Annotated in this window: 29 protein-coding genes; 21 read left to right on the top strand and 8 right to left on the bottom strand. The window is 64.4% G+C overall.

Annotation, left to right across the window (positions count from 1 at the left end):
* Positions 1 to 42 precede the first annotated feature (42 nt).
* Complete coding sequence (rpsB, locus tag BKX93_RS00945) at positions 43 to 771, bottom strand: 30S ribosomal protein S2 (RefSeq protein ID WP_021477860.1); 729 nt, start codon at positions 769 to 771, stop codon at positions 43 to 45.
* A 160-nt stretch (positions 772 to 931) separates the two neighbouring features.
* Positions 932 to 1123, bottom strand: coding sequence for a hypothetical protein (locus BKX93_RS00940; RefSeq protein WP_052717308.1), 192 nt, complete (start codon positions 1121 to 1123; stop codon positions 932 to 934).
* 79 nt (positions 1124 to 1202) lie between these two features.
* Here BKX93_RS00940 and BKX93_RS00935 point away from each other — a divergent pair, with 79 nt between their 5' ends.
* A complete protein-coding gene (locus BKX93_RS00935; protein ID WP_070978199.1) occupies positions 1203 to 2234 on the top strand; it encodes an NAD(P)H-dependent flavin oxidoreductase in 1032 nt (343 codons plus the stop codon).
* 66 nt (positions 2235 to 2300) lie between these two features.
* Here BKX93_RS00935 and BKX93_RS00930 read toward each other — a convergent pair whose 3' ends face one another.
* A complete protein-coding gene (locus tag BKX93_RS00930) occupies positions 2301 to 3095 on the bottom strand; it encodes an outer membrane protein assembly factor BamD (RefSeq protein WP_046155797.1) in 795 nt (264 codons plus the stop codon).
* On the opposite strand from BKX93_RS00930, the gene rluD reads away from it, so the two are divergent.
* The 8 genes from rluD (at position 3094) to BKX93_RS00890 (ending at position 8939) form a co-directional block, all read left to right on the top strand.
* Complete coding sequence (gene rluD, locus BKX93_RS00925) at positions 3094 to 4191, top strand: 23S rRNA pseudouridine(1911/1915/1917) synthase RluD (RefSeq protein ID WP_046166513.1); 1098 nt, start codon at positions 3094 to 3096, stop codon at positions 4189 to 4191. The genes BKX93_RS00930 and rluD overlap by 2 nt on opposite strands.
* On the top strand, positions 4181 to 4918 hold the full coding sequence (pgeF, locus tag BKX93_RS00920) for a peptidoglycan editing factor PgeF (protein WP_046166512.1): 738 nt from the start codon (positions 4181 to 4183) through the stop codon (positions 4916 to 4918). Before rluD ends, pgeF begins: the two co-directional genes overlap by 11 nt.
* 105 nt (positions 4919 to 5023) lie before the next feature.
* The gene (locus tag BKX93_RS00915; RefSeq protein ID WP_046155794.1) at positions 5024 to 5635 is read left to right on the top strand and encodes a type 1 glutamine amidotransferase family protein; all 612 of its coding nucleotides are present in this window, start codon (positions 5024 to 5026) and stop codon (positions 5633 to 5635) included.
* On the top strand, positions 5632 to 6480 hold the full coding sequence (locus tag BKX93_RS00910) for a GNAT family N-acetyltransferase (RefSeq protein ID WP_046166511.1): 849 nt from the start codon (positions 5632 to 5634) through the stop codon (positions 6478 to 6480). Before BKX93_RS00915 ends, BKX93_RS00910 begins: the two co-directional genes overlap by 4 nt.
* Before the next feature lie 141 nt (positions 6481 to 6621).
* On the top strand, positions 6622 to 7275 hold the full coding sequence (locus BKX93_RS00905; RefSeq protein WP_046166510.1) for an HD domain-containing protein: 654 nt from the start codon (positions 6622 to 6624) through the stop codon (positions 7273 to 7275).
* Between the two features lie 24 nt (positions 7276 to 7299).
* Positions 7300 to 8049 carry a metallophosphoesterase gene (locus tag BKX93_RS00900; protein ID WP_070978198.1) on the top strand — a complete coding sequence of 250 codons (750 nt, stop codon included), beginning with the start codon at positions 7300 to 7302 and terminating at the stop codon, positions 8047 to 8049.
* 31 nt (positions 8050 to 8080) lie between these two features.
* Entirely contained in the window at positions 8081 to 8485 is a 405-nt protein-coding gene (locus BKX93_RS00895; RefSeq protein WP_070981603.1) for a hypothetical protein, read from the top strand.
* A 55-nt stretch (positions 8486 to 8540) separates the two neighbouring features.
* Positions 8541 to 8939 carry a VOC family protein gene (locus tag BKX93_RS00890; protein WP_046155791.1) on the top strand — a complete coding sequence of 133 codons (399 nt, stop codon included), beginning with the start codon at positions 8541 to 8543 and terminating at the stop codon, positions 8937 to 8939.
* Between the two features lie 53 nt (positions 8940 to 8992).
* On the opposite strand, the gene BKX93_RS00885 is transcribed toward BKX93_RS00890, so the two are convergent.
* The 3 genes from BKX93_RS00885 to apaG all read right to left on the bottom strand — a co-directional run bounded on the left by BKX93_RS00885 (position 8993) and on the right by apaG (position 12483).
* Positions 8993 to 9715: a substrate-binding periplasmic protein gene (locus BKX93_RS00885; protein WP_046155790.1), complete on the bottom strand. Its 723-nt coding sequence runs from the start codon at positions 9713 to 9715 to the stop codon at positions 8993 to 8995.
* A 422-nt stretch (positions 9716 to 10137) separates the two neighbouring features.
* The gene (locus BKX93_RS00880) at positions 10138 to 11925 is read right to left on the bottom strand and encodes an ABCB family ABC transporter ATP-binding protein/permease (protein ID WP_046166509.1); all 1788 of its coding nucleotides are present in this window, start codon (positions 11923 to 11925) and stop codon (positions 10138 to 10140) included.
* Positions 11926 to 12102: 177 nt separating this feature from the next.
* Positions 12103 to 12483, bottom strand: a complete 381-nt coding sequence (gene apaG, locus BKX93_RS00875; protein WP_021475402.1) for a Co2+/Mg2+ efflux protein ApaG — start codon at positions 12481 to 12483, stop codon at positions 12103 to 12105.
* Between the two features lie 106 nt (positions 12484 to 12589).
* Here apaG and rpe point away from each other — a divergent pair, with 106 nt between their 5' ends.
* The 4 genes from rpe to trpE all read left to right on the top strand — a co-directional run bounded on the left by rpe (position 12590) and on the right by trpE (position 16387).
* Positions 12590 to 13273 (top strand): ribulose-phosphate 3-epimerase, encoded by a 684-nt coding sequence (gene rpe / locus BKX93_RS00870; RefSeq protein WP_070978197.1) that lies wholly within the window; start codon positions 12590 to 12592, stop codon positions 13271 to 13273.
* Between the two features lie 39 nt (positions 13274 to 13312).
* A complete protein-coding gene (locus BKX93_RS00865; RefSeq protein ID WP_046166508.1) occupies positions 13313 to 14065 on the top strand; it encodes an SDR family oxidoreductase in 753 nt (250 codons plus the stop codon).
* 57 nt (positions 14066 to 14122) lie between these two features.
* Positions 14123 to 14791, top strand: a complete 669-nt coding sequence (locus BKX93_RS00860) for a phosphoglycolate phosphatase (RefSeq protein ID WP_070978195.1) — start codon at positions 14123 to 14125, stop codon at positions 14789 to 14791.
* A gap of 129 nt (positions 14792 to 14920) precedes the next feature.
* Positions 14921 to 16387, top strand: coding sequence for an anthranilate synthase component I (gene trpE, locus BKX93_RS00855; RefSeq protein ID WP_046155785.1), 1467 nt, complete (start codon positions 14921 to 14923; stop codon positions 16385 to 16387).
* 38 nt (positions 16388 to 16425) lie between these two features.
* Here the strand turns inward: trpE and BKX93_RS00850 are convergent, their stop codons facing one another.
* Entirely contained in the window at positions 16426 to 17883 is a 1458-nt protein-coding gene (locus tag BKX93_RS00850; protein WP_244887211.1) for an MFS transporter, read from the bottom strand.
* A 71-nt stretch (positions 17884 to 17954) separates the two neighbouring features.
* On the opposite strand from BKX93_RS00850, the gene BKX93_RS00845 reads away from it, so the two are divergent.
* The 6 genes from BKX93_RS00845 (at position 17955) to prmB (ending at position 22933) form a co-directional block, all read left to right on the top strand.
* Positions 17955 to 18314, top strand: coding sequence for a winged helix-turn-helix transcriptional regulator (locus BKX93_RS00845; protein ID WP_070978192.1), 360 nt, complete (start codon positions 17955 to 17957; stop codon positions 18312 to 18314).
* Positions 18315 to 18510: 196 nt separating this feature from the next.
* A complete protein-coding gene (locus tag BKX93_RS00840) occupies positions 18511 to 19080 on the top strand; it encodes an aminodeoxychorismate/anthranilate synthase component II (RefSeq protein ID WP_046155783.1) in 570 nt (189 codons plus the stop codon).
* Positions 19080 to 19466 (top strand): lysozyme inhibitor LprI family protein, encoded by a 387-nt coding sequence (locus BKX93_RS00835; RefSeq protein ID WP_046155782.1) that lies wholly within the window; start codon positions 19080 to 19082, stop codon positions 19464 to 19466. The genes BKX93_RS00840 and BKX93_RS00835 overlap by 1 nt, the downstream gene beginning before the upstream one ends.
* 12 nt (positions 19467 to 19478) lie before the next feature.
* Positions 19479 to 20507 carry an anthranilate phosphoribosyltransferase gene (trpD, locus tag BKX93_RS00830; protein WP_046166500.1) on the top strand — a complete coding sequence of 343 codons (1029 nt, stop codon included), beginning with the start codon at positions 19479 to 19481 and terminating at the stop codon, positions 20505 to 20507.
* A gap of 57 nt (positions 20508 to 20564) precedes the next feature.
* Positions 20565 to 21941, top strand: coding sequence for a phosphomannomutase/phosphoglucomutase (locus BKX93_RS00825; RefSeq protein ID WP_070978190.1), 1377 nt, complete (start codon positions 20565 to 20567; stop codon positions 21939 to 21941).
* Positions 21942 to 22030: 89 nt separating this feature from the next.
* Positions 22031 to 22933: a 50S ribosomal protein L3 N(5)-glutamine methyltransferase gene (gene prmB, locus BKX93_RS00820; protein ID WP_070978189.1), complete on the top strand. Its 903-nt coding sequence runs from the start codon at positions 22031 to 22033 to the stop codon at positions 22931 to 22933.
* Between the two features lie 69 nt (positions 22934 to 23002).
* Here prmB and BKX93_RS00815 read toward each other — a convergent pair whose 3' ends face one another.
* Positions 23003 to 23923: a LysR family transcriptional regulator gene (locus tag BKX93_RS00815; RefSeq protein ID WP_046155778.1), complete on the bottom strand. Its 921-nt coding sequence runs from the start codon at positions 23921 to 23923 to the stop codon at positions 23003 to 23005.
* A 115-nt stretch (positions 23924 to 24038) separates the two neighbouring features.
* On the opposite strand from BKX93_RS00815, the gene leuC reads away from it, so the two are divergent.
* Complete coding sequence (gene leuC / locus BKX93_RS00810) at positions 24039 to 25469, top strand: 3-isopropylmalate dehydratase large subunit (RefSeq protein ID WP_070978187.1); 1431 nt, start codon at positions 24039 to 24041, stop codon at positions 25467 to 25469.
* On the top strand, positions 25466 to 26152 hold the full coding sequence (leuD, locus tag BKX93_RS00805) for a 3-isopropylmalate dehydratase small subunit (protein ID WP_070978186.1): 687 nt from the start codon (positions 25466 to 25468) through the stop codon (positions 26150 to 26152). The genes leuC and leuD overlap by 4 nt, the downstream gene beginning before the upstream one ends.
* The last annotated feature ends 14 nt before the right edge of the window (positions 26153 to 26166 follow it).

The following is a 26166-nucleotide window of genomic DNA, read 5'->3' as shown; positions in this document are numbered from 1 at the left end:
AATGTTCGGGTCCAAAAAAAGGGGCTTTCGCCCCTTTTCCGCTTACTCGGCCTGGGCCGTTTCAGCAGCTGCGACGATCTCTTGCAGAGAGTTCGCGCGACCTTCCAGTACCGCGTCGGCGATGCCGCGAGCGTACAGGCGGATGGCGCGGGAGGAGTCGTCGTTGCCCGGAACCACGTAATCGATGCCGTCCGGGGAGTTGTTGGTATCAACAACGCCGATAACCGGAATGCCCAGTTTCTTGGCTTCGACAATGGTGCCCTTCTGGTAGCCAGTATCGATAACGAAGATGGCGTCCGGCAGGCCCTTCATATCCTTGATACCGCCCAGCGAGCGTTCCAGCTTGTCAACTTCGCGTTGCAGGTCCAACAGTTCTTTCTTGTTGTAACCGGTGTCAGCGCCTTCCAGGATGGCACGCTTCTCTTCAAGACGCTTGATGGACTGCTTCACGGTCTTGTAGTTGGTCAGCATGCCGCCGAGCCAGCGGTGATCAACAAACGGCATGCCAGCGCGGGCAGCTTCTTCACGGACGATCTCACGCGCCTGACGCTTGGTACCAACAAACATTACGGTACCCTTGTTGGCGGCCAGACGACGCACATATTCCTGGGCGCTGATGAACAGCGGCAGAGTCTTTTCCAGGTTGATGATGTGGATCTTGTTGCGGCTGCCAAAGATGTACTGAGCCATCTTCGGGTTCCAGAAACGGGTTTGGTGGCCGAAGTGAACGCCGGCCTCAAGCATTTGACGCATGGTAACGTTGGTGGACATGCAAAAACTCCTAAAAGGGTTAAGCCTCCATCCGCGCAGACAACCCTGAAGGCTTCAGCCTGCGGGCACCCTTTGGCGCGGATGTGCGTAGTTTTGGATTAACAATTCCCCGCCAACACGGTGGGGAACACGAGATTGTAGCATTTCAGGACAGCCGGATTCAAGCCTTTCCCTCGTTCTCCGCGGCCCGCCGCCGCTTGCGCAGCCGGTTGCGTACCACCCACGCGACAAACCAGACCGGCAGCACGCCCAGAAAGAAAAACACCGCCGCGCCGGCAGCCACGCTGCGCTGCCCCGCGGCCAGCATCAACACCGCGTACAACCACCCCATCAGAACTATGATCAGCGCCATGGATTAAAACATTCGTTTGAAATTCAGGACAAATACATCAACAATGAAACGTCATTGTAAACCACTCGCTCCCGTCTCCATGCAAACCGCCATCACCCGCCTGTTCGACATCCAGCTCCCCCTGCTCTGCCCCGGCATGAGCTATATCGCCACCCCGGAACTGGTCGCGGCGGTCGGCAACGCCGGCGGCCTGGGCATACTCGCCACCGGCCCGCTGTCGGCCGACGCCACCCGCGCCGCCATCCGCCGCATACGCGAGCTCACCGACAAACCCTTCGGCATCGGCTGCACGCTGATGATGCCCGGCGCCGCCGAAAACGCCGAAGTCGCGCTGGAAGAGCAAGTGCCGGTGATCAACTACTCGCTGGGCAAAGGCGACTGGATCGCCGAGGCCGCGCATCGTTACGGCGGCAAGGTGCTGGCCACCGTGGTGACGGAAAAGCACGCGAAATCGGCCGAAAAATGCGGCGCGGACGCCCTCTTGGTCACTGGCCACGAGGCTGCGGCACACGGCGGCAGCGTGACCTCGCTGGTGCTGATTCCCGCCATCCGCCGCGCAAGCTCGCTGCCCATCGTCGCAGCAGGAGGCTTCGCCGACGGCGCCGGCCTGATGGCGGCGATGGCTCTGGGAGCCGACGCCGTGGCCATGGGCTCCCGGCTGGCCATGACCCGGGAAAGCCCGGTCCACGCCTCCACCAAGGACATGGTGCTGCAGCGCGGCGTCGGCGATACGCTGTACTCGAAGAATTTCGACGGCCTGTGGTGCCGGATGATGGACACTCCCGCCGCGCGCCGCGCTTGCCGCAAGCCGCTGGGACTGATCCCCGCCGCCTTCCGCGCCAGCCAGATGGCGCGCCGGATGGGCATGCCGGTGATGAAAGTGGCGATAGGCGGCATGCTCAGCCAGCCGCAAGCGCTGCGCCAGCTGGCGCTGTTCGGCGCCGCCACCGAATCCATCCGCCTGGCGATACAGGAGGGAAACCATGAAAAAGGCGTGCAATTGATCGGCCAGGCTCAAGGGTTGATCGACGACCTGCCCAGCGTCGCCGAGCTGTTCGCCAGAATCATGTCCGAGGCGTGGGCCTGCCGGGATCGCATCGCAAGCTTCTGAGCCCCCTGCGGCAAAACAGCCCGCCGATTTCTCGACGGGCTGTTCGACTTCAACATGCAGGGAAGCTTACTTCCACAGCTTCCACCACGGCATCTCTTCGACCGTCCACGACTTGTTCAGGTACTGGCTCTGCGGATAGTTGAGCGCCAGCACGCGGCGCGCGTCGTCCCGCAGCTTCGGCAACTGCAGCTTGTCGTAGGCGGACACCATGATGGCCAGCGCCTCTTCCGGATACTTGGTGTTGGAGTAGTCCTTGACCACGCCCTGGGCGCGGTTGGCAGCGGCCAAATAGGCGCCGCGTTTCATGTAGTAGCGCGCCACGTGCATCTCGTTGCCTCCCAGCGCGTCCACCAGGCGGATCATCTTCGCCTTGGCGTCCGGCGCGTAGGTGCTGTTGGGGAAACGGGTGGTCAGCTCGCGGAAAGCGGAGAAGGCCTCGCGGGCGGCGCGCGGATCGCGCTCGCTCATGTCCTGGCCAGCCCATTTGGCGAGCAGGCCGGAATCATCGTTGTAATACACCAAGCCCTTCAGATAATAGATGTAGTCGATGTTCGGATGTGTAGGATGCAGCTTGATGAAGCGATCGGCGGAGGCGATGGCCAGCTCGGGCTCGCCGTCCTTGTAATGGGTGTAGGCCAGGTCCATCTGAGCCTGCTGCGCGTAGCGTCCGTATGGAAAGCGCGCTTCCAGCGTTTCATACAGCTTGACTGCGCGAGTATAATTACCGCTGTTCAACTCATCGTGAGCTTCCGAATAGAGCTTCTCCACGGTCCAACCGCGCGTTTCGTCGTAGGTTTCCGTGGTTGCACACCCGGCAAGCCCCACCATCACCAACATAGCTGCAACAACGTATCTTTTCATGACTGATCCTTACATTGACCCGGACGATTATAGCGACATCTCGGAAAACGAGGTATCCGCCACGCAACTTCTTGAGGTGCCGCTCTCGCAGTGCGGCGAACGGCTTGACGCCGCGCTCGCCAAATTGCTGCCCGATTACTCCCGCAGCCGGCTGACTCAATGGGTCAAAGACGGGCTGGTGAAGGTGGACGGCCAGGTCGTCGCGCCCAAGACCAAGATGCTGGGCGGCGAGAAGCTGGAAGTGACGCTGCAGCTCACCAATGAAGAAATGGCCTTCCAGCCGGAGCCGATGGATCTGCCCATCGTGTTCGAGGACGACCACATCCTGGTGATCAACAAACCCGCCGGCCTGGTCGTGCATCCCGCCTCCGGCAACTGGAGCGGCACCCTGCTCAACGGCCTGCTGCACCACTGTCCGGCGCTGGCCAACGTGCCGCGCGCCGGCATTGTCCACCGCCTGGACAAGGACACCTCCGGCCTGATGGTGGTGGCCAAGACCGTGCCGGCCCAAACCGAGCTGGTTCGCCAGATGCAGGCCCGCACCGTCAAACGCGTCTACCGCGCCATCGCCGACGGTGTGGTGCCCTTCGACGGCACCATAGACGCCAACATCGGCCGCGACCCGCACAACCGGCTGAAAATGGCGGTGCTGAAATTCGGCGGCAAACCGGCCATCACCCACCTGCGGGTGCTGGAGCGCTTCTCCAGCCACTCCTATGTGGAATGCAAGCTGGAAACCGGCCGCACCCACCAGATCCGCGTCCACATGCGCGAAGCGGGCCACCCGCTGGCCGGCGACCCGGTGTACGGCAATCCGCGCCACAAGATGGACGAGGACGCCGCCGCCGCGGTAAAAGCGCTGGGCCGCCAGGCGCTGCACGCTTTCGCGCTGGCGCTGATCCATCCGGCCACCGGCGAAGAGCGCAGCTGGAAAGCGCCGTTGCCCGATGACTTCCGCGCATTGCTGGACTTGTTGCGCGGCGACGGCGCGGTGGCGGACGACGAAACCTTCGCCCACGGCGATGGTGAGGACGATGAAGACTGGGACGATGACGACGATGATGACGGCGACGTCGAGGTGATCTATGCCCGATAAAGACTGGATCGAGGCCGACTGGCCCGCCCCCGCCCGGGTCCGCACGCTGGCGACCACGCGCAACGGCGGCGTCAGCCAGCCGCCTTACGCCAGTCTGAACCTGGGCGCGCACGTCGGCGACGACCCGGCAGCCGTAGCGGCCAACCGCGCGCGGCTGCGCGACGAACTGCCCGTGGCCCCGGCATGGCTCAACCAGGTGCACGGCATCGCCGTGGCTGACGCGAGCACGGTCGGCGACGCCGCCCCTGACGCCGACGCCAGCTTCGCCCGCGCGCCGGGCGTCGCCTGCGCGGTCATGACCGCCGACTGCCTGCCGGTGCTGCTATGCGACGAGCAAGGCCGGGCGGTGGCCGCGGCCCACGCCGGCTGGCGCGGACTGTGCGACGGCGTGATCGAGGCGACCGTGGCCGCGATGGCGCTGCCTCCATCGGAATTGATGGCCTGGCTCGGCCCGGCCATCGGCCCCGACGCCTTCGAAGTGGGCGCAGAAGTGCGCCAGGCCTTTATCGAGAAAGACACCGAGGCGGACCATGCCTTCGTCGACATCGGCGACGGCAAATACCTGGCCGACATCTACGCGCTGGCGCGGCAGCGGCTGGAAAAGCTGGGAGTATCCCGCATCCATGGCGGCGATTTCTGCACCGTGATCGACCGCGACCGCTTTTTCTCCTACCGCCGCGACCGCGAAACCGGCCGCATGGCCTCGCTGATCTGGCTGGAAGACTGACCCTGCCCGTCCCGCCGCCCGGCGGGGCTTTCCTCCCTCTCCGGTTGACCCGGCCGGCCGATGCGAACAACATAGTCCGATGCCTTGATCCCACGGAACCGCCCCATGGATATCGCCATCATCACGCTGGACTGTTTCAACGAGCTGGACTCCATGATCGCCGCCGGCATCTTGGGCCGGATGAGCCCGCAAGGCTGGAATGTACGCATCTGCTCGCCCGTGCCCGTCATCCAGTCCCGCAGCGGCACGCGCGTGGAGCGCCAGGAAGACCTGTCCTATGCCCATCGCGCCGACGCGGTGCTGATAGGCAGCGGCTGGCGCACCCGCGACTGGGTGGCCGACGACGCGATCATGAGCCAGTTGAAGCTGGACCCGTCCCGCCAGCTGATCGGCTCCCAGTGCTCAGGCGCGCTGGTGCTGCACCGGCTGGGCCTGCTCGCCGACGGCGTCGCCTGTACCGATGGCATGACCCGGCCCATGCTGGAACAGCTTGGCATCCGCGTGCCGTCCGCGGCCTTCCGGGTTGCCGGCAATATCGCCACCGCCGGCGGCTGCCTGTCCTCGCAATACCTGGCGGCCTGGGTGCTGCTGCGCCTGGCCGGCGAGGCGAAAACCCGCGAGATCCTGTCCTACATCGCGCCGGTCGGAGAAGAAGACGCCTTCGTTCAGCGCGCGCTGTCCATTGTCTCCGCCGCGCCCGAACCCGTCCTCCGATGAAGATCGCATCGCTGGCGGGGCTGGCGCCTGAAGACCTTCACCCCTGCTTTCTCGACGCTTTCAGCGACTACCTGGTGCCAGCCCAGCCCAGCCTGCCGCAACTGACCGCCATGCTGCGCCGGCGAGGCTGGGCGCCCGAGCTGAGCGCCGGCGCCTGGCTGGATGGCCGCCTGGCCGGCTTCTGGCTATGCGCGACGCCGGAGATAGACGGGGAACCAGAAGGCTATTGCATCGCCGCCGGGGTCGCGCCCGCCGCGAGGCGGCGCCATGCACTGACCGATATGGCGGGGCTGGTCAGCCGGCTGCTGGCCGCCCACGGCATCCGCCGCCAGCGCCTGGAAGTGATAGACGGCAACCAGCGGGCGCGCGACGCCTACGCCTCGCTGGGCTTCGCGCCGCTGCGCAAGCTGGACTGTTACCAGCTGACGGCGCAGGTTCAGACCCGCCGCGCATGGCCAGTGACCATTCATACCACTCATGATGCAGCGCGATGGCCGGCTCCCGACACCCTCTCCTATCCCCAGGCGGTGCCCAATCGGCGCGAATCGTTGCAGCGGGCCGACCCGCCGCTGCGCTGGCTGACCGTTGACCGCGACGGACAACGCCTGGGCTCGCTGCTGATGTCGCCGGACGGCGAGGTCGCCGAGCTGCAGGTGAGCCCGGCCTTCCGCCGCCAGGGCGTCGCCAGCCAGTTGCTGCTGGCCGCGCAGGGCTTGAGCGCCTTCGGCCGCCTGGGTTTCAACAACGTCGACAGCCGCGACCTGCCTCTGGTTTCCCTGTTGCTGCGCCACCAGGCCGCCTACCGCCTGTCCCAATGGGAAATGACGCTTTCCGCTGCGCGCTAGCCGGCGATTCCGCCTGCGGGTGTTAAAATGACAATACGGATTGTTTTCAATCCATCATTTTCGCCGCTCCCCAGCGGACGACACGCGCAACCCCGCCACGCCGGCGCACCGCCGGCGCGCGCAAACATCAGGACCTGCCGCATGACTCCGCAGCAACAGACCGAATGGCAGCAACGCCTGATCGCCTTGCTGGAAAACCAGCCGCCGGATGACGACGGCGCCCATGACCTCAGCCACCTCCACCGCGTCTGGGCCGTCGCGCGCAAGCTGCTGGCCCACTATCCCGAGGCCGACCCCATCGTCGTCATGGCCGGCAGCTACCTGCACGACTTGGTCAACCTGCCCAAAAACCATCCGCAACGCCAGCTCGCCTCGCACTGGTCGGCCGAGCGCGCGCGGCAGTTGCTGGCCGACAGCGGCCTGTCCGGCGCCCAGCTGGACAACCTGGCCCACGCCATCGAGGCCCACAGCTACTCGGCCGCCATCCCGCCGCGCACGCTGGAGGCCAAGATCGTGCAGGACGCCGACCGCATGGACGCGCTGGGACCGGTTGGCCTGGCCCGCATGTTCTACGTATCCGGCCGCATGGGGCGCGCGCTGGCCCACCCCATCGACCCAATGGCCGAGCAGCGCGGCCTGGACGACCAGGCTTGGGCGATCGACCATATCGACGTCAAGCTGGCCAGACTGCCCGGCATGATGCAGACCGAGGCCGGACGCAACATGGCCGAGCGGAAGCTGGAGTGGCTGATCCACTTCCGCGACGAGTTCTGCCGGGACTGGATGGCCCGCTGAGAAAACCGCCCGGAGCGCTCCGCCATGCTGATCGAAAAGCTGCCTCGCAACACTCAAGGCCGGGACTGGGCAGTCGGCGACGTGCACGGCTGCTTCGCCCAGCTGTCCCGCTTGCTCAAGATCGTCGCTTTCGATCCCGCTCGCGACCGGCTGCTGTCGGTGGGCGACCTGGTGGATAGAGGGCCGGACAGCCCGATGGTGACGGAATGGCTGGCCCAGCCCTGGTTTCACGCGGTGCGCGGCAACCATGAGCAGATGGCGCTGGACGCGGTGCGCAACCCGCAGGAGGACCAGAAGCGCCATCTGTGCAATGGCGGCCGCTGGCTGACCGAGCTGACGTCAGCGGAGCGCAGCGCCTGCGCCGCCGCCCTATCCCGGCTGCCCTTGGCGCTGGAGGTGGACGTCGAGGCCGGCAAGATAGGCGTAATCCACGCCGACTGCCCCGGCAACGACTGGACCGCGCTGGCCGCCCGCCTGGAGGCGGAAAATCCCAGCGAGCAGGACTACGACGTGCTGCTATGGTCGCGGGAACGCGTGCAGAACGGCGGCGCTGGCGCGGTGGCCGGCATCGATCTGGTCCTGGCGGGCCATACTCCCCAGCCTGACGCCGTTCTCTACGACAACGTGATGCATCTGGACACCGGCGCCGTCTACGGCGGCAAACTCACCCTGTTCTGCCTTCAGGATTTCGTCGAGGTATCGCTGCCCTCCGGCTTCGACCATCTGGCCCGCTTCGAACTGCATGAATTAGACGCCAGCCTCCCCCGCCGCTAGAATGCGCGCTCAGCAGACCAAGGACACGACAATGGCCGAGCGCAACAAGAAAACCGCCGCCCCCAAACCGGGCCAACAACAACGCCGCGCGCAAGAACAGCGCAACGCCCAGGCCGAGGCCGCCTGCCGCCAACTGGTCGGACTGCTGGAGAGCATGGCGGAAGAAGGCCGGCTGGATGGCCAGGAAACCGCCGCCCAGTATCTGAACTCCACCCGCGCCTACTACCGCCGCATCCGCAACGGCAAGGTGATGGGGCCCGCCGACTTCGCCGCCGCCGCCGACGTCTGCGCCAGCGTCCGCCGCGCGCTGGCCGCGCTGGACCCGTCGCTGGAGTTTGCCGGCCTGCCGCAAGCCGACGCGCTGCGCGAGGCGCTGCGCCAGGGCGCGCTGGTGATCGAAGAAATGAAGCGCATCAAAGCGGGGAAAGCTGGCTGAGCGTCCGCCCTCATGCCATGATGAAGGCATCTCCAAACCACCCGCCTCCATCGCCATGTACAAGCACACGCCCCAGTTGCGCATCGCCCGCCCGGTCGGCAATCTCAACCTCAGCAAAGCGATGTATTGCGAGGGCTTGAATCTGCAGCAACTGGGCAGCTTCAAGGATCACGCGGGTTTCGACGGCGTGATGCTGGGTCTGCCAGGCGCCGGCTACCATCTGGAATTCGTCGTCAGCCATCGCCACCCGGCGCACCCCAGCCCTACAGTTGAAGACCTGCTGGTGCTCTACCTCCCCGACCACGCCGAATGGGAGGCCGCCTGCGCCTGCATGCGCGCGGCCGGCTTTGCCCAGCAGCCCTCGGCCAATCCTTACTGGAACGTCCACGGCGCCACATTCGTCGATCACGACGGCTACCGCACCGTGCTGCAAAATACCGCCAGCCCCGTCTAGGAGGCGGCCAAGCGCCGCCGACCGCCCCGCGAAAACGAGGCCCTCTCCGCGTCCTACTTCGACGTCTGGGCCTCTATCTTCTCCAATAGCCCCGCCTTGCGCATTTTCTCAATGACCTTATTGAATTCGGCGACCCACTTGTCCGCTCCCGACGCCTTGGAAAATCCAAACGCGGCGTAAGACAGCTTGCCTATCGGCACATCGGAAACGCCTATCGTGTCAGCGACGCCCTGCTGATTGACCAGATACTTCCCGACGTTGGAGTCTATGGTGGCGAGATCGATGCGGCCTGAATCCATCATCTTCATCAAGGTTATGGAATCCGCCGCCCGTTCAATTGGATGAGCGGATTCGAATATCGCTTCCATTTCCTTGTCGACGACCGAGCCGATTTCCATTCCCAGGTGATGATCTTTCAGGGCCTGATAATCGGTCCAATCCACGCGGCCGCGGAATGCGCTTTTTTTATAAAGAAAACAGTTGTACTGCCGCATGACGGGCAGGGAAAACGCCATGAACTGCTCCCGCTCAGGCGTCTTGTATAGAGGAAGAATGCCATCCACCAGGCCATCCTTGGCCGCGCTCAGGCAACGTTTCCAAGGCAGTATCTTGACCGCGACCAGAATATCGAGCTGCTTGCCGATATCCTGCAGCAACTTCACCTTGATGCCGCCGCTGGCCGCCTCGCCGAACTCGCCTATCGCATACGGCGGATATTTGTCGTAGCACAGCGTCAGCTTGCGGCTTTCCGCGTGCGAAAACCCGGCAATCAGCATAAAAACCGATAGCAGTACGCATCTGTACGCCATACACCTCCCGCCGATTCCACTCACCTGCTGCAGCCCTTTGCAAACAAGATGGACGCGCATCCATCACTAGCCCGGGCTGGAGCGAAAACAGCAGCCCGCCGCCACTTCTCGTCGGCCATGGGCAATACGGCCTGATCGCCGGCGTGGCCTGCCTGGCCATATTCTCTACCTAGCCGCCGCTGCTTTGAAAACAATGGCATTCGCGCCATCGCCCGAGGCGAGATAGATACCCACCGGATACCGCTCGGCCGCGGCCTATTCAGCATAGTCTTGCTGCAGACGCGCATTGGCCATTCCATTCGGCTCCGCCTTGCTGACCCCCAGCGGGATCGGGCCATGCCCGAACCGATGCCGCAGCGATACGCCAGGCGCAGGATCGCCGCGAGCCCTTACTCCGCCACCGCCTCGCTCTCCTGCTGCAACCGCCACATTTCGGCGTAGCGGCCGCCCAGCTCCAGCAGCTCGCGATGGCTGCCCTGCTCCACCACCCGGCCGGCGTCGAGCACCAGGATGCGGTCGGCGTCGACGATGGTGGACAGCCGGTGGGCGATGATCAGCGTGGTGCGATCGGCGGAGATGGCGGTCAGCTCGCGCTGGATCGCCTTCTCTGTGCGCGAATCCAGCGCGCTGGTGGCCTCGTCGAAGATCAGGATCGGCGGATTCTTCAGAATGGTGCGCGCGATGGCGACGCGCTGCTTCTCGCCGCCGGACAATTTCAGCCCGCGTTCGCCGACCATGGTGTCGTAGCCGTCCGGCAGACTGCTGACGAAATCGTGGATGTGGGCGGAACGCGCCGCCTCGATCACCTCATCACGCGTCGCGCCGGGCTTGCCATAGGCGATGTTGTAATAGACGGTGTCGTTGAACAGCACCGTATCCTGCGGCACGATGCCGATATGGGCGCGCAGCGAATCCTGCGTCAGCGCGCGGATGTCCTCGCCGTTGATCCTCACCGCGCCGGACGTGGCGTCGTAGAAGCGGAACATCAGCCGCGACAGCGTGGACTTGCCGGCGCCGCTGGCGCCGACCACCGCCAGCGTCTGGCCGGCGGGGATGGCGAAGTCCACATCATGCAGGATCTGCCGCTTGGATTCGTAGGCGAAGCCGACGCGCTCGAAGCGTATCGTCGCGTTGCGGGCTTCCAGCGTCTTGGCGTCCGGCGCGTCCGCCACTTCCAGATTGACGCCCAGCAGCTTGAACATCCGTTCGATGTCGGCCAGCGAATGCTTGATCTCGCGATAGACGAAACCCAGGAAGTTCAGCGGCGCGTAAAGCTGTGTGATGAAGGTGGCCACCAGCACCACGTCGCCCACCGTCATCCGGTGCGCCACCACGTCGCGCGCCGCCAGCACCATCACCAACGTCACGCCGATGGCGATGATGGCGGCCTGGCCTGCGTTCAGCAGCGACAGCGATACCTGGTTCTTGATCGCCGACGCCTCCCAGGCCTCAAGATTGCGGTCGTAACGCTTGGACTCGTATTCCTCGTTGTTGAAGTATTTGACCGTTTCGTAATTCAGCAGCGCGTCTATCGCCTTGGAATTGGCCTTGGAGTCCAGGTCGTTCATCGTGCGGCGGTAAACGGTGCGCCACTCGGTCACCAGCAGCGTGAATGCGATGTAAAGGCCGATGGTGCCCAGCGTCACCACCGCGAACTCCCACGAGTAGCGGTGCAACAGAATGGCAGACACCATGCCGATTTCCAGCAGCGTGGGCAGAATGTTGAACACGGTGAAATTCAGCAGGAAGCCTATGCCCTTGGTGCCGCGCTCGATGTCGCGGCTCATGCCGCCGGTGTGTCGCTCCAGGTGGAAGCGCAGCGACAGCTTGAACAGATGGCCGAACACATTGCGCGCCACGCTGCGCACCGCGCCCTGGATCACGCGGGCGAAGATCGCGTCGCGCAGCTCACCCAGCACGCCGGACAGCAGCCGCGCCACGCCGTAGCCGGTCAACGCCAGCACCGGGATGGCCAGCAGCGTGGCCGGCACCGACAGCTGGTCGACGATGTCCTTCAAGTACAAGGGCACCGTCACCGCCGCCACCTTGGCCAGCACCATGCAGGCCAAGGCCAGGGAAACTCGCCACTTGAACGCCCACAGATAGGGCAGCAGGGTCTGGATGGTTTGCCAATCGTTGCGGCCGGACGGCGCCGGGCCGCTATGGGTGATACGCATAAATAAGGTTTGCCTGTGACTAAGACCTATCCCAAAGTGAAATAGCACTTCACTTCATAAAGGGGCGGACATCATGTGGATTCTGTTGCTGGAAGCGCTGGGAGCCGGCGGGCTCGCCACTTTCATCGTCTGGTGGACCTGGCCGCGCGACGACAAGGACCCTTCCTGTAAAAGCGATTAGTGCAGCACCCGCGGCGCCACCAGCGTCATTTCGGGAATGGATGCTTCGAAACGCTGGCCGTCGTCGGCCATCATCTGGTAGACGCCCTTCATGCTGCCGTACGGCGTGGTGATATGCGCGGCGCTGGAATACTCGAATACCTGGCCGGGATCGAGATGCGGCTGCTCGCCCACCACGCCCATGCCGCGCACCTCCTGCACCTGCTGGTTGGCGTCGGTGATGATCCAGTGGCGGCTGATCAGTTGCGCCGGCTCGCTGCCGGTATTGGTGATGCGGACGCGGTAGGCGAACACGTAGACATCATTGGCGACGCTGGACTGGTCCGCCACGTATTGCGGCTCCGCCCGCACCTCCATCTGGTAAAGTTTGTCGGCCATTTCGGCTTCTCCTGATTGATCTTGGTTTTCATTTTATCCGGCCAAACCGCTTTTGGCGCGGTAGAATGCCGGGCATTCCTCGTTTATCGATGTCAGAGCAATCGCCATGCGCACTTTCCGTATCGCCCCCAGCATTCTGTCCGCCGATTTCGCCCGCCTGGGCCAGGAAGTCTGCGATGTCATCGCCGCCGGCGCCGACATCATCCACTTCGATGTGATGGACAACCACTACGTCCCCAATCTGACCATGGGCCCGATGTTCTGCGAGGCCATCCGCCCCCACAGCAGCGCCCCGATCGACGTCCACTTGATGGTGAAGCCCGTGGATGCGCTGGCCGCCGCCTTCGCCAAGGCCGGCGCCGACATCATCACCTTCCATCCGGAAGGCTCGGAACACATCGACCGCACCCTGGGCCTGATCAAGGACGCCGGCTGCAAGGCCGGCCTGGTGTTCAACCCGGCCACGCCGCTCTCCTACCTGGACCACGTGATGGACAAGCTGGACATGATACTGATCATGTCGGTGAACCCGGGTTTCGGCGGACAATCGTTCATTCCGCACGCGCTGGAAAAGATCCGGCAGGTCCGCCAGCGCATCGACGAATACACCGCCAAGCGCGGCGGCGAAATCTGGCTGGAAGTGGACGGCGGCGTCAAAGTGGACAATATCGCCCAGGTGGCCGCCGCCGGCGCCGACACCTTCGTGGCCGGCTCCGCCATCTACGGCCAGAAAGAATACAAGGCCGTCATCGACGCGATGCGCGCCGAGCTGGCCCGCGTCCAGGCATAAGAGCGCGGCTGGCCTCCTCCACCATCAAGGGGTAAAGCAATGCATGCATTCATCGTCACCGGTGCCTCGCGCGGCCTGGGTTACGCCATCTGCGAAACGCTGCTGAGCGACGGTTATTTCGTCGTCGGCATCGCCCGCAACGCCGGCCCGGCGCTGGAAGGGCTGGCCGCCCGCCATCCCGAGCGGCTGCTGGCGGTCAACGCCGACCTGGCCGACGCCGCGCAGGCCGCCGCCTCGGTCCACACCGCTTTGCAGCAGCTGCCGCTGCCGGAATGCGCGACGATCACGCTGATCAACAACGCCGGCGTGGTGACACCCATCGCCCAGGCTGGCCATTATCCTGCCGACGAGGTGGTGAAGGCTGTCGCCGTCAACGTCACCGCGCCGCTGCTGGCGACAGACGCTCTACTGTCCGCCACCGATCGCCTGCCGGCGCGCCGCCGCATCCTGAACATCTCGTCCGGCGCCGCCGCCAAGGCCTATCCGGGCTGGAGCGTGTACTGCGCCACCAAGGCCAGCCTGGACCACTTCAGCCGCAGCGTGGCCGTGGAGCAGGAAGGCAAGGCCAATCCGGCGCAGATCGTCGCGCTGTATCCGGGCGTGGTGGACACCGACATGCAGGGCAATATCCGCGCCAGCGACGAAGGCCAGTTCCCGCAGAAGGCCCGCTTCGACGCGCTGAAGGCCGACGGCGCGCTGAGCAGCCCGGGCGACGCCGCGCGCAAGATCGTCGACTACCTGGTGTCGCCGTCTTTCGGCCAGCATCAGGTCGTCGACATCCGCGAGCTCTAGACACTCCGCATCACCCATTCCGCCGCGGCCCGCCGGCCGCGGCAGCAAAGCAGACACATGAATCTCAAGCACATCAAAGCCGTCGCCTTCGATCTGGACGGCACACTGGTCGACTCCATTCCCGATCTGGCCGACGCCGCCAACGCGATGCGCGGGCATCTGGGCCTGCCTCCGCTCGACCCTGAGCGGATCAAGAGCCACGTCGGCGACGGCATCGCCAGCCTGGTGCACCGCGCCATCACCGACGAGCGCCACGCCGAGGCCGACGGCCCGCTGTGGGAGAGCGGCTACCGCTTCTTCGTCCAGCGCTACAGCGAGCGCCTGGCGGTCCGCACCACGGTCTATCCCGGCGTGCTCGACGGCCTCGCCCTGCTGCGCGCCCTCAAGCTGCCGCTGGTCATGATCACCAACAAATCCGAACGCCTGGCCGTGCCGCTGACCGAGCAACTGGGCCTGCGCGACCTGTTCAGCATGATCCTCGGCGGCGACACGCTGCCCGAGAGGAAGCCATCGGCGCTGCCGCTCTTGCATTGCTGCCAAGTGCTGGGGATTCAGCCGCAGGAACTGGCGATGGTGGGCGACTCCGCCAACGACGTGGCCGCCGCCCGAGCAGCCGGCAGCGCGGCCATCGCCGTCGGCTACGGCTACGCCGACGCGTCCACGCTGGGAGCGGACCTGACGGTAAACAGTGTTGCCGAGCTCTACGATTTGATGAAGAATGACTGAATCCCGTCAACCCTGAAGGAACTCAAACGCCCATGGCCTTTCTTCCCTGCCCCGCCAGCTGGCGATGGCGTCGCCCGGCCCACGCCCCGCACGACCCCGCCCAAACTGACAAGACACAGGAAGAACCGCATGCAAGCGCAAGAGTTTGACCAGCTGGCCGCCGCCGGCTACAACCGCATCCCCGTCACCCAGGAACTGCTGGCCGATCTGGACAGCCCGCTGTCCATCTACCTGAAGCTCGCCAACCAGCCGTACAGCTACCTGCTGGAATCGGTGGTGGGCGGCGAGCGCCACGGCCGCTATTCCATCATCGGCCTGCCGGCCGACACTCGCTTGCGCGTCAATGGCCAGCGGGTACAGGTGGAATGCGGCGACAAGGTGATAGAGCGCCACGACGGCGACCCGCTGGCCTTCATCGAAGCCTTCCAGCACCGCTTCCGCATCCCGGAGCTGCCCGGCCTGCCGCGCTATTCCGGCGGCCTTGTCGGCTACTTCGGCTACGACACCATACGCTATGTCGAACGCCGCCTGGCCGACGTCCAGAAACCGGACCCGGTGGGCACCCCGGACATCCTGCTGATGCTGTCGGAAGAGATCGCCGTGGTGGACAATCTGTCCGGCAAGCTCTACCTGGTGGTTTACGCCGATCCCGAAGTGCCGAACGCGCTGCAGAAGGCCAAGGCGCGGCTGGCACAGCTGCGCGCCAAGCTGCGCGAGCCGCTGACCATCCCGCTGTCGCTGCCGCAGCCGCACGAGGGCGAAGCGGTGTCGGAATACGGCGAGGATGCGTTCAAGGAAGCCGTGGCGTCCTGTCAGCGCTACATCCACGACGGCGACATCATGCAGGTGGTGCTGGCCCAGCGCATGCAGCAGCCCTACCACGGCTCGCCGATCGCGCTGTACCGCGCGCTGCGCAACCTCAACCCGTCGCCGTACATGTTCTTCTACCATTTCGACGACTTCCACGTGGTGGGCGCGTCGCCGGAAATTCTGGTGCGACGCGAAGGCGAAACCGTGACCGTGCGCCCGATCGCCGGCACCCGCCCGCGCGGCCACAGCCGCGAGCATGACGAAGCGCTGGCCGCGGAACTGCTGGCCGATCCCAAGGAAATCGCCGAACACGTGATGCTGATGGACCTGGGCCGCAACGACGTCGGCCGCGTCGCCGACATCGGCACGGTGAAGATCACCGACAATATGGCGATCGAGCGCTATTCCCACGTGATGCACATCGTGTCCAATGTGGAAGGCCAGGTGGACCGCAAGATCAGCAATATCGACGTGATTAAGGCCACCTTCCCGGCCGGCACGCTGTCCGGCGCGCCCAAGGTGCGGGCGATGCAGATCATCGACGAGTTCGAGCCGACCAAGCGCGGCGTCTACGGCGGCGCGGTGGGCTACCTGGGCTTCAACGGCGACATGGACCTCGCCATCGCCATCCGCACCGCGGTGCTGAAGAACGGCATGCTCTACGTGCAGTCCGGCGCCGGCATCGTCGCCGACTCGGTGCCGCAGTCGGAATGGCAGGAAACGCAGAACAAGGCGCGCGCGGTGCTGCGCGCCGCGCAGATGGTGCGCGACGGGCTGGACGCCTGACGTTTCCAATCCAAAACGCCGGCTCATGCCGGCGTTTTTTATGCATCCAGATCCCTGCCCACTCGCCAGGACAGAGGCAGCGTCAGCAGCAGGAAGGCCGCCAGCGCCAGCATCGCCGCCGGCACGCCGGCGAGATCGCCCAAACGGCCGAACAGCACCGGCGACAATGCGCCGCCGCCTATCGTGCCGGTGTAGAACAAGGCGAACGCATGCTCCCGCCCGCTGGCATCGGCCAGCTCCGGCACCGTGCCGTACAACACCGACGAAGTGCCGTTCAGCGCCAGTCCCAGCAAAGGCAGCATCGCCATGGTTCCAAACAGCGGCAACGCCAGGCTCATCGCGATCAGCAATGCGGTCATCCCCTCGGTCAGCCATACCGTCTTGACCATGCCGACGCGCGCGCCCAGATAGCCGCAGAACAGCTTGCCGAACGCCCCGCCGACGAACAACAGCGACAGCGCCAAACCGATGCCCGCCGTACCCGCTCCCTTGCTCTTCAAGAGAAAGGGCAGAAAAGTCAAAAATCCCATCCGCGCCGCGCTGTCTATCGCGCCGGTGGCCAGCAAGGCGCGCAAGCCGCCCCTCGAGCCCTTGCCCGCAGCGCGCGCCGCCGACTTTGCCGCGGCGCTTGGCAAACGGTCCGGAACCAGCCGCCACAGCAGCCCGGCCGCCGCCAAGCCCAGCAAACCCATCAGGCTGACGCTGAGCCGCCAGCTCGCCACTGTCAGCAGCAAGCCTGTCAACGCCGGAATCAGCGTCTTGCCGATGTCCCCGGCGAAATTGTATTGCGCCAACGCCTGCCGCGAGCCGCCGCCCGCCTCATGGCTGTCCGCCACCAGCGAAGACGCCAGCGGATGCTGGACGCTGGCGCCCAGGCCGCCCAGCGCCAAGGCCAGCAGCAGGACCGCCAGGCCGCCCGCCTGGCCGGCCAACAGATAGGCCATGCCCGCCAGCGCGGTGCCGCCAACCAGCATGCGCTTGCGCCCCCAGCGCCTGGCCAACCGGCTGGCCATCAGCTGGAAACCGGCCATCGCGCCGGAATACGCGCCGCGCAGCAAGCCCACCATCGCGTACCCGATGCCGAATTGCGCCTGCCAGATGGGCAATAGCACGTAGACCAGGTCGGTCAGGCCGTCGTGGACCGCGTGGGCGCCGCTTGCGGCCAGCAGCGCGCGACGGCGCGAATGCATGTCTTCGCTTGCCGCCGCGGCGCCCAGAACGGCGGATTTGGGATCATTCATTCGAGATGACGCTTCGATTTCGATGCAGACCATTCTAGCGCCTCGAAACACAAACGTCATACTCAGAAAGAGCGCCGCCTGCAGATTACCGACGCCGCCATCCACCCGCAGCTCGCCGCCAAGCATGTAGCTGGGCTCGTCGTAAGCCAGGAACGCCACCGCCTTGGCCAGCTCCTCCGGCCGCTCCAGGCCAGCGACGCCAGCTTGCGTATCCGCTCCTGCAGCGCCGGCCCCGGCGACAAGCCATTGACGCAACCGACACAGCCTCTTTATGGCCATTAGTATGCAATGTATAGTAGGTATTGAATTGATACCCATGATCCATCATGACTTTGAAAAATCAGCAGGAAACCGCCTCAGCCAGCACCTGTCCGATGCTGCAATTCATCGATCTGATCGCCGGCAAATGGGCGATTCCCATCCTCTATCGCCTGATCGTGATGGACCGTCCTGTACGCTTCGGCGAACTGCAGCGCGCGGTCGGCACCATCACGCAGAAGGAACTCACCCGCCAGCTGCGGGCCTTCGAGCAGCGCGGCCTGGTGCAACGCACCGTATACGCCGAGGTGCCGCCCCGCGTCGAATACCGGATCACCCCGCTGGGCGGCACGCTGCAGCAACCTCTGCAGCAACTGGCGGGCTGGATGGAGCGCTATGGCGACCAGCTGAACCGCAGCGCCTCATGAACAGGCGCGACACGGCAGGCAAAGCCGAATTCCGGGGGTGACGGCGACCGCCGACTATGGGGTATAGTGTTGGCAACCCGTAATCATGCATGCCGTCTGTCCAGCGCGGAAAAACCGGGTACGAAACCGGGCAAGATATCCGGCACTGCAACAAAAATTTAAAATTAAACAATGAATTCAAAAGGTTAATCATTCAATGCTATTGATGATCGACAATTACGATTCCTTCACCTACAACCTGGTGCAATACTTCGGCGAGCTGGGCCAGGACGTGAAGGTGTTCCGCAACGATGAAATCACCCTGCAGCAGATCGAAGAGCTGGAGCCAAAATACCTGGTGGTCTCTCCCGGCCCCTGCACGCCCAACGAAGCCGGCGTGTCGGTGCCGGCCATCCTGCACTTCGCCGGCAAGCTGCCCATCATGGGCGTGTGCCTGGGCCACCAGGGCATAGGCCAGGCTTTCGGCGGCAAGGTCGTCCACGCCAAGCAACTGATGCACGGCAAGGTGTCGCCGGTCAGCCATCTGGACAAGGGCATGTTTCACGGCCTTCCCAATCCGGTCACCTGCACCCGCTACCACTCGCTGGTGATAGAACGCGAAACGCTGCCGGACTGCCTGGAAGTCACCGCCTGGACCGACGACGGCGAAATCATGGGCGTGCGCCACAAGACGCTGCCCATCGAGGGCGTGCAGTTCCACCCGGAATCCATTCTCACCGAGCATGGCCACCGCATGCTGGACAACTTCCTGAAGGAGTTCGCCTGATGCGATTGACGCCGCTGCTGCTCGGCGTCCTGCTGGCCTCCCCCGCCTGGTCCGGCGCGCTGGACGATTGCGAGCAAAGCAAGGCCGACAGCCCCGCCGTCGCCGCCTGCCTGCAGCAGCGGCACGGCGAAACGAGCCGCCGGCTGGCCGCCCAGGAAGACAAGGCGCTGGACGCGATGCGCAAGCTGGACGCCGCCACCGACGGCCGCTTCCACGCCGCGCGCGAACTGCGCCGCGCCCGCCAGTCCTACCGCGACTACCGCCGCCAGCACTGCGACTGGGTGGAAGCCAGCTACGCCAGCGGCAACGGCGCGGCCCGCGCCCGGCTGGCCTGCGAAATCGATCTCGACACGCAAAGGCTGGCCGACCTCGCCCGCCACAGCTGATAGGAAATCCACATGATCACTCCTCAAGCGGCGCTGAACCGCCTGATCGACGGCAACGAACTGTTCTATGAAGAAATGCTGGCGCTGATGCGCCAGATCATGCGCGGCGAACTGACGCCGGCGCAAACCTCCGCCATCCTGATCGGCCTCAGGGTCAAGGTGGAATCCGTGTCGGAAATCGCCGCGGCCGCCACCGTGATGCGCGAATTCTCCACCCACGTGCCAGTGTCCAACCGCAATCATCTGGTGGACACCTGCGGCACCGGCGGCGACAAATCCCACACTTTCAACATCTCCACCACCGCGGCCTTCGTCGCCTCGGCCGCCGGCGCGCGCGTAGCCAAGCATGGCGGCCGTTCGGTATCGTCCAGCTCCGGCAGCGCCGACGTGCTGGAGCTGCTAGGCGTCAACCTGCAACTGACGGCTGAGCAAGTGGGACAGTGCCTGGACGAGATCGGCCTGGGCTTCATGTTCGCGCCCAACCACAACAGCGCGATGAAGCACGTGGCGCCGATCCGCAAGGAGCTTGGCGCGCGCACCATCTTCAACATCCTGGGGCCGCTGACCAATCCGGCCGGCGCCGACAACCAGTTGATGGGCGTGTTCCACCCCGATCTGGTGGGCATCCAGTCCCGCGTGCTCAAGCAACTGGGCAGCAAGCACGTGATGGTCGTCCACGGCAGCGACGGCCTGGACGAATTGACACTGTCCGGCCCCAGCATGGTGGCGGAACTCAAGAATGGCGAGATACTGGAATACCAGCTGGAGCCAGGCGAATTCGGCCTCGCCGCCTGCGAGCTGAAAGACCTGCGCGCCAATACCGCCGAACAATCCCGCGACCGCCTGCTATCGGTATTGGACGGCCAGCCGGGACCCGCCCGCGACATCGTGCTGTTCAACGCCGGCGCGGCGATTTACACCGCTGATATCGCCCCAAGCCTGGCCGACGGTGTTACCATGGCGCGCGAAGCCTTGGACAGCGGCAAAGCCAAGCAGAAATTACAGCAGTTGGCCGCCTTGAGCCGGCAGCTCGGCGGCTGACTCCCCAGCGGGGCGGCGCACCTCCGCCCTCCAACCTCATATCGCGTCAAAGCCATCATGAACAAAATATCCAAAGATATCTTCAAAGCGTATGACATCCGCGGCATCGTCGGCAAAACCCTGACCGCCGCCGTCGCGCGGCAAATCGGCCAGGCCGTGGCCTCGGAAGCCATGGCCCGCAAGGTCAAGGCCATCGTGATCGGCCGCGACGGCCGCCTGTCCGGCCCCGAGCTGAGCGAGGCCCTGGCCGACGGCATCCGCGCCGCCGGCGTGGACGTGATCGACGTCGGCCGCGTCGCCACGCCCATGCTGTACTTCGCCGCCCATCAGCTGGGCACCCTGTCCGGCGTGATGGTGACCGGCAGCCACAACCCTCCCGACTACAACGGCTTCAAGATGATGCTGGCCGGCGACACCCTGGCCGGCGAGGACATCCAGAAACTCTATCAGCGCATCGTCGACGGCGACCTCGCCGAAGGCGAAGGCGGCTATGGCACCGAAGACATCGCGGAAGCCTATCTGGAACGCATCACCTCCGACATCAAGCTGGAACGCCCGCTGAACATCGTGGTGGACAGCGGCAACGGCGTCGCCGGCGCTTTCGGCCCGCTGCTTTACCGCCGCCTGGGCTGCAAGGTGCGCGAGCTGTTCTGCGACGTGGACGGCAATTTCCCGAACCACCACCCTGATCCGGCCAAGCCGGAAAACCTGAAGGACCTGATCGATGCGCTGCAGAAGACCGACGCCGAGATCGGCCTGGCCTTCGACGGCGACGGCGATCGCCTGGGCGTGGTCACCAAGGACGGCAACATCATCTGGCCGGACCGCCAGCTGATGCTGTACGCGGCCGACGTGCTGGACCGCAACCCCAAGGCCAAGGTGATTTTCGACGTCAAGTCCACCCGCCTGCTCAAACCCTGGATCAAGAAGAACGGTGGCGTGCCGGTGATGGCCCGCACCGGCCACAGCTTCATCAAGGCCAAGATCAAGGAAACCGGCGCGCTCCTGGCCGGCGAAATGAGCGGCCACGTGTTCTTCAAGGAGCGCTGGTACGGCTTCGACGACGGCATCTACACCGGCGCCCGCCTGTTGGAAGTGCTGTCCCGCGTCGAAGACCCGAGCGAACTCTTGAACTCGCTGCCCAACGCCGTCTCCACGCCCGAGTTGAACCTGAAGATGGCCAAGGAAGGCGAGAACCACGCGCTGATCTCCAAGCTGCAAGAGTCCGCCAAGTTCGACGGCGCCGAAGAGGTGAACACGCTGGACGGCCTGCGCGTCGAATACAAGGATGGCTTCGGCCTGGCCCGCGCATCCAACACCACGCCGGTGATCGTGCTGCGCTTCGAAGCCGACACCGAGGAGGCGCTGGAGCGCATCAAGGGCGACTTCCGCCGCGTGCTGGCCACCGCCACCGACGCCAAGCTGCCGTTCTAAGCCTGCCGCGACCGCTCCTGGCGGTCGTCTGGAAATAGCTGTCAGGGGACATGGTGCATCCATGTCCCTGTTGCATTGAAAGGAAATCCATGTACCAACTGGCCGCCAGCCACTTCACCACCGCGCGCGACCTGCTTCGCTTCGCCGTATCGCGCTTCAACGAGGCCGAGCTCACCTACGGCCACGGCACCCACAGCGCGCACGACGAAGCGGCCTACCTGATCCTGTCGTCGCTGCAACTGCCGATCGATACGCTGGAGCCCTATCTGGACGCCCGGCTGCTGCCCGAGGAAGTGGAGCGCGTGGTGGAGCTGATCCGCCGCCGCGCCGAGGACAAGGTGCCGGTCGCCTACCTGACCAACGAAGCCTGGCAGGGCGAGTTCAACTTCTATGTCGACGAGCGCGTACTGGTGCCGCGCTCCTTCATCTACGAACTGCTGGGCGAGCCGCTGGCGCCGTGGATCGAACACCCGGAACTGGTCCACCGCGCGCTGGACCTGTGCACCGGCTCCGGCTGCCTGGCCATCCAGCTGGCCAGCCACTACCCGGACGCCGAGGTCGATGCCGTCGACATCTCGCTGGACGCGCTGGAAGTGGCGGCGGTCAACGTCGAGCACTATGGCCTGCAGGACCGCGTCAACCTGATCCACACCGACATGTTCGAGGGGATCGAGGAAAAGTACGATCTGATCATCTCCAATCCGCCCTACGTCGACGCCGAATCGGTGGAGGAGCTGCCGGAAGAATATCTGCACGAGCCGGAAATCGCGCTTGGCTCCGGCGAGGACGGCCTGGACGCCACCCGCGAAATCCTGCGCCGCGCGCCGGAGTTCCTGAACGAGCGCGGCGTGCTGCTGGTGGAGATCGGCCACAATCGCGACATGCTGGAAGAATGCTTCCCTACCCTGCCCTTCATGTGGATGGAAACCCAAAGCGGCGATGGATTCGTCTTCCTGCTCACGCGTGAAGACATCGTCAACGCCGGAATCTAATCCATTCGCAAAGCCGCCAAAACCAAGGGTTTGGCGGCTTTTATCATTTCCTCTCCGGCCATACGCACACTACCAACCGCTCTTTCCTCCCGCTTTTGGCCGATATTGCTCAAACTGCTTATCCAGATGGCTGACAAAGGCCCGCACTTTCGCCGACAGGTTGTTCTTCATCGGATAGACCGCGTGAATGTCGGCTGCCGGAAACCGCCAGTCGCCAAGCACCTCGCGCAATCGCCCCGAGCGCAGGTAAGGCGCGACATTCCATTCGGAACGCAGCAATATCCCCAACCCTCGCAACGCCCAGCTGACCGCAGCCTCTCCATCATTGGTCGATACCGTCCCGCGAACCTTCACATTGGTTTGCGTTGTCCCTGAATGAAGGTGCCAGGCGCCATAGGTCTCGTCGCTTTCCCGGATCACGATGCAGCGATGGCGCTGCAGATCCATCGGAGAAGCCGGGGTGCCGAAACGCTCCAGATAAGCGGGAGATGCGCATAGCAGACGGCGATTGCTGGCAATTTTCCTGGACGTGGCGCGAGCGTCGGGCAGATCGCCGAAGCGGATGCAGACATCGAACCCTTCTTCGATCAGATTGGCCGGACGGTCGGACAGGGATAACTGGACTTCGACATCGGGATAAAGCTCGGCGAAATCCGCGATGGCCGGGGCGATGAATTGCCGGCCGAAACCGAAAGTCGCATTGACGCGCAGCAGCCCCTTCGGGACGGATTGGGCGCTGGCAAGCCTTTGCTCCAACTCCTCCAGATCCCCCAGAATCTTTTTCCCCTCCGCCAGATACAACTCGCCTTCATACGTGACGGCCATCCGTCTCGTCGTGCGGTTCAGCAGCCGGATGCCAAGCCTCGCCTCAAGATTGGCCAAGCGCCGGCTGACAGCGGCGGTGGACACGCCAAGCTCTTGCGCCGCCCCGGACAAGGTGCCCGCCTTCACTACTTCCAAGAAAAAAGCGACGTCGGATACGGAGTTCATATTTGCGTACAAGTTAAAAACAGTTTGATATTTCAATTATTGTACATAAATTTGCAATCAACTAACTTGCCTTCCAAGGAAGCCTCCTCGCTTTCAGGCCCACCGGGAGACAAGCATGGCCGCATTGCAAGAAGCACCCCAAACGCTCTACCGGAAATTGGTCGAGACCCATACGGTAGCGCGTCTGGATAGTCAGAACGTGCTGCTCTACGCCGATCTGCACATCATGAACGAATACACCAGCCCGCAAGCGTTCGCTGGTTTGGCCGAGGCCGGCCGCGGCGTCTTGCGGCCCAGCCAGAACGTGGCGGTGGTCGACCACATCATTCCCACCCACCCGGTGGCGATTCGCGTCATTGAAGAGCCGGACTCTGCGTTGCAGGCCTCGAATCTGAAAAAAAATTGCGAGCGCCACGACATCCCGCTATTCGATGCCAACAACCACTTTCAAGGCATTGAACATGTGATCGCGCCGGAGCTGGGCATGATTCGCCCGGGCATGGTCGTCCTCTGCGGCGATAGCCACACCACCACCTATGGCGCTCTCGGAACCTTGGGCTTCGGGATCGGCACCTCCGAGGTCGAACACGTGCTGGCGACCCAGACCCTGGCGTATCGCCTCGCGCAAACCATGCGCATCGATGTTGCCGGGCGCTTGCCGCCCGGCACCACCGCGAAAGACCTGATCCTGCTGATCATCAACCGGATAGGCGCGCACGGCGCTCGCGGCTATGTGGTCGAGTTCTGCGGCGAGGCCATTGAATCGCTGACGGTCGAAGCGCGGATGACGCTGTGCAATATGGCTGTCGAGGCCGGCGCGCGCGGCGCGCTGATCGCGCCGGATGCGCTGACGCTTGAATACGTCGCGAGCCATTGCCCGGATCTGGCCGGCGCGATGCTGGAGGCCGCAAAGGCGGACTGGAGCGCCCTGCGCAGCGATGTCGGCGCTCGCTTCGACCTTGAGCTTGAATTCCAGGCCAGCGAGGTTGAACCCTATGTGACATGGGGCACCAGCCCCGATCAATCCATTCCGATCACCGGCCGCGTCCCCATTATTGCGTCCGCGCCGGAGGGCGCTGGCCGGCTCACCATGCAGCGGGCGCTGCGCTATGTTGGCCTGGCCGAAGGCGACCGGCTGGAAGGCTTGCCCATCCAGCGCGTCTTCATCGGCTCCTGCACCAACGCCCGCATCGAAGATTTGCGCGCCGTCGCGGAGATAGTGCGTGGACGAAGCGTGGCCCCTTCGGTGCGCGCCATGATCGTGCCGGGCTCCGGCGAAGTGCGCCGCCAGGCCGAACAGGAAGGGCTGGCGCGGCTGTTCATCGAAGCCGGCTTCGAATGGCGCCAGCCCGGCTGCTCCATGTGTCTGGCGATGAACGACGACATCCTCAGTCCGGGCGAGCGCTGCGCGTCCACCACCAATCGCAATTTCGAAGGCCGCCAAGGCCGGGACGCGATCACCCACCTGATGAGCCCTGCGATGGCCGCGGCGGCAGCCGTCACCGGACACATCACCGACGTCCGCAAATTGGGAGCGCAAGCATGACCATTCAAAGCCGCATCGAAGGCATGGCCGCGCCGTTGCCGATTGCCAATCTGGATACCGATCAAATCATGCCCAAGCAATTCTTGCGACGCATCGACAAGGCGGGCCTGGCCGACGGCCTGTTATACGACATGCGCTTCGGCCCGGATGGGAAACCCCGGCCCGAGTTCGTTCTCAACCGGCCGGAATACGCGGCGGCCAGGATCCTGGTCGCCGGCCCCAATTTCGGCTGCGGATCCAGTCGCGAACACGCGGTCTGGGGCTTGCGGCAGTACGGCATCCAGGCTGTGATCGCGCCGAGCTTCGGCGAAATTTTCTATTCGAACGCGATGAACAACGGCCTGATGCTGGCCGCGCTTGATGAGGCCGATGTCGAAGCCATTCTGGCCGATGTCTCCAGGCCGGAAAACAGCCAGCTGGCGATCGATGTCGCATCGATGAGCGTGCGAAGCAAGAGCCTGACGGCATCCTTCTCGCTGTCCGAGCGCCATCGCCGGATGTTCCTCGAAGGCCTGGACATGATAGGCGCGACTTTGGCCATGCAAGACCAGATCCATGCCTTCGCCGCCGGACATTGGCGACAGCGGCCCTGGCTGAAAGACATCGCCTCGATGACAAAAACCGTTTGGCATAAGCGGGGCGCCCGTCAGGGCGCCAATAAGATCAGAAAAACATATACATAGGCACCGATCCAAAT

Source organism: Chromobacterium vaccinii (assembly GCF_001855275.1).
GTDB lineage: Bacteria > Pseudomonadota > Gammaproteobacteria > Burkholderiales > Chromobacteriaceae > Chromobacterium > Chromobacterium vaccinii.
The sequence above is the reverse complement of the archived record's forward strand: the minus strand, read 5'-3'. Positions and strand labels throughout refer to the sequence as shown.

Bases quoted from the DNA above. Each gene is read 5' to 3' on its own strand.
- BKX93_RS00915 (WP_046155794.1), top strand. From the start codon at position 5,024: ATGGATATCGCCATCATCACGCTGGACTGTTTCAACGAGCTGGACTCC.
- BKX93_RS00885 (WP_046155790.1), bottom strand. From the start codon at position 9,715: ATGCTGATTGCCGGGTTTTCGCACGCGGAAAGCCGCAAGCTGACGCTG.
- BKX93_RS00935 (WP_070978199.1), top strand. From the start codon at position 1,203: ATGCAAACCGCCATCACCCGCCTGTTCGACATCCAGCTCCCCCTGCTC.
- rpe (WP_070978197.1), top strand. From the start codon at position 12,590: ATGCGCACTTTCCGTATCGCCCCCAGCATTCTGTCCGCCGATTTCGCC.
- trpE (WP_046155785.1), top strand. From the start codon at position 14,921: ATGCAAGCGCAAGAGTTTGACCAGCTGGCCGCCGCCGGCTACAACCGC.
- apaG (WP_021475402.1), bottom strand. From the start codon at position 12,483: ATGGCCGACAAACTTTACCAGATGGAGGTGCGGGCGGAGCCGCAATAC.
- BKX93_RS00840 (WP_046155783.1), top strand. From the start codon at position 18,511: ATGCTATTGATGATCGACAATTACGATTCCTTCACCTACAACCTGGTG.
- prmB (WP_070978189.1), top strand. From the start codon at position 22,031: ATGTACCAACTGGCCGCCAGCCACTTCACCACCGCGCGCGACCTGCTT.
- BKX93_RS00905 (WP_046166510.1), top strand. From the start codon at position 6,622: ATGACTCCGCAGCAACAGACCGAATGGCAGCAACGCCTGATCGCCTTG.
- BKX93_RS00940 (WP_052717308.1), bottom strand. From the start codon at position 1,123: ATGGCGCTGATCATAGTTCTGATGGGGTGGTTGTACGCGGTGTTGATG.
- leuC (WP_070978187.1), top strand. From the start codon at position 24,039: ATGGCCGCATTGCAAGAAGCACCCCAAACGCTCTACCGGAAATTGGTC.
- BKX93_RS00890 (WP_046155791.1), top strand. From the start codon at position 8,541: ATGTACAAGCACACGCCCCAGTTGCGCATCGCCCGCCCGGTCGGCAAT.
- trpD (WP_046166500.1), top strand. From the start codon at position 19,479: ATGATCACTCCTCAAGCGGCGCTGAACCGCCTGATCGACGGCAACGAA.
- BKX93_RS00880 (WP_046166509.1), bottom strand. From the start codon at position 11,925: ATGCGTATCACCCATAGCGGCCCGGCGCCGTCCGGCCGCAACGATTGG.
- BKX93_RS00815 (WP_046155778.1), bottom strand. From the start codon at position 23,923: ATGAACTCCGTATCCGACGTCGCTTTTTTCTTGGAAGTAGTGAAGGCG.
- BKX93_RS00930 (WP_046155797.1), bottom strand. From the start codon at position 3,095: ATGAAAAGATACGTTGTTGCAGCTATGTTGGTGATGGTGGGGCTTGCC.
- BKX93_RS00865 (WP_046166508.1), top strand. From the start codon at position 13,313: ATGCATGCATTCATCGTCACCGGTGCCTCGCGCGGCCTGGGTTACGCC.
- rluD (WP_046166513.1), top strand. From the start codon at position 3,094: ATGACTGATCCTTACATTGACCCGGACGATTATAGCGACATCTCGGAA.
- BKX93_RS00910 (WP_046166511.1), top strand. From the start codon at position 5,632: ATGAAGATCGCATCGCTGGCGGGGCTGGCGCCTGAAGACCTTCACCCC.
- BKX93_RS00835 (WP_046155782.1), top strand. From the start codon at position 19,080: ATGCGATTGACGCCGCTGCTGCTCGGCGTCCTGCTGGCCTCCCCCGCC.
- rpsB (WP_021477860.1), bottom strand. From the start codon at position 771: ATGTCCACCAACGTTACCATGCGTCAAATGCTTGAGGCCGGCGTTCAC.
- BKX93_RS00895 (WP_070981603.1), top strand. From the start codon at position 8,081: ATGGCCGAGCGCAACAAGAAAACCGCCGCCCCCAAACCGGGCCAACAA.
- leuD (WP_070978186.1), top strand. From the start codon at position 25,466: ATGACCATTCAAAGCCGCATCGAAGGCATGGCCGCGCCGTTGCCGATT.
- BKX93_RS00860 (WP_070978195.1), top strand. From the start codon at position 14,123: ATGAATCTCAAGCACATCAAAGCCGTCGCCTTCGATCTGGACGGCACA.
- pgeF (WP_046166512.1), top strand. From the start codon at position 4,181: ATGCCCGATAAAGACTGGATCGAGGCCGACTGGCCCGCCCCCGCCCGG.
- BKX93_RS00825 (WP_070978190.1), top strand. From the start codon at position 20,565: ATGAACAAAATATCCAAAGATATCTTCAAAGCGTATGACATCCGCGGC.
- BKX93_RS00900 (WP_070978198.1), top strand. From the start codon at position 7,300: ATGCTGATCGAAAAGCTGCCTCGCAACACTCAAGGCCGGGACTGGGCA.
- BKX93_RS00845 (WP_070978192.1), top strand. From the start codon at position 17,955: ATGACTTTGAAAAATCAGCAGGAAACCGCCTCAGCCAGCACCTGTCCG.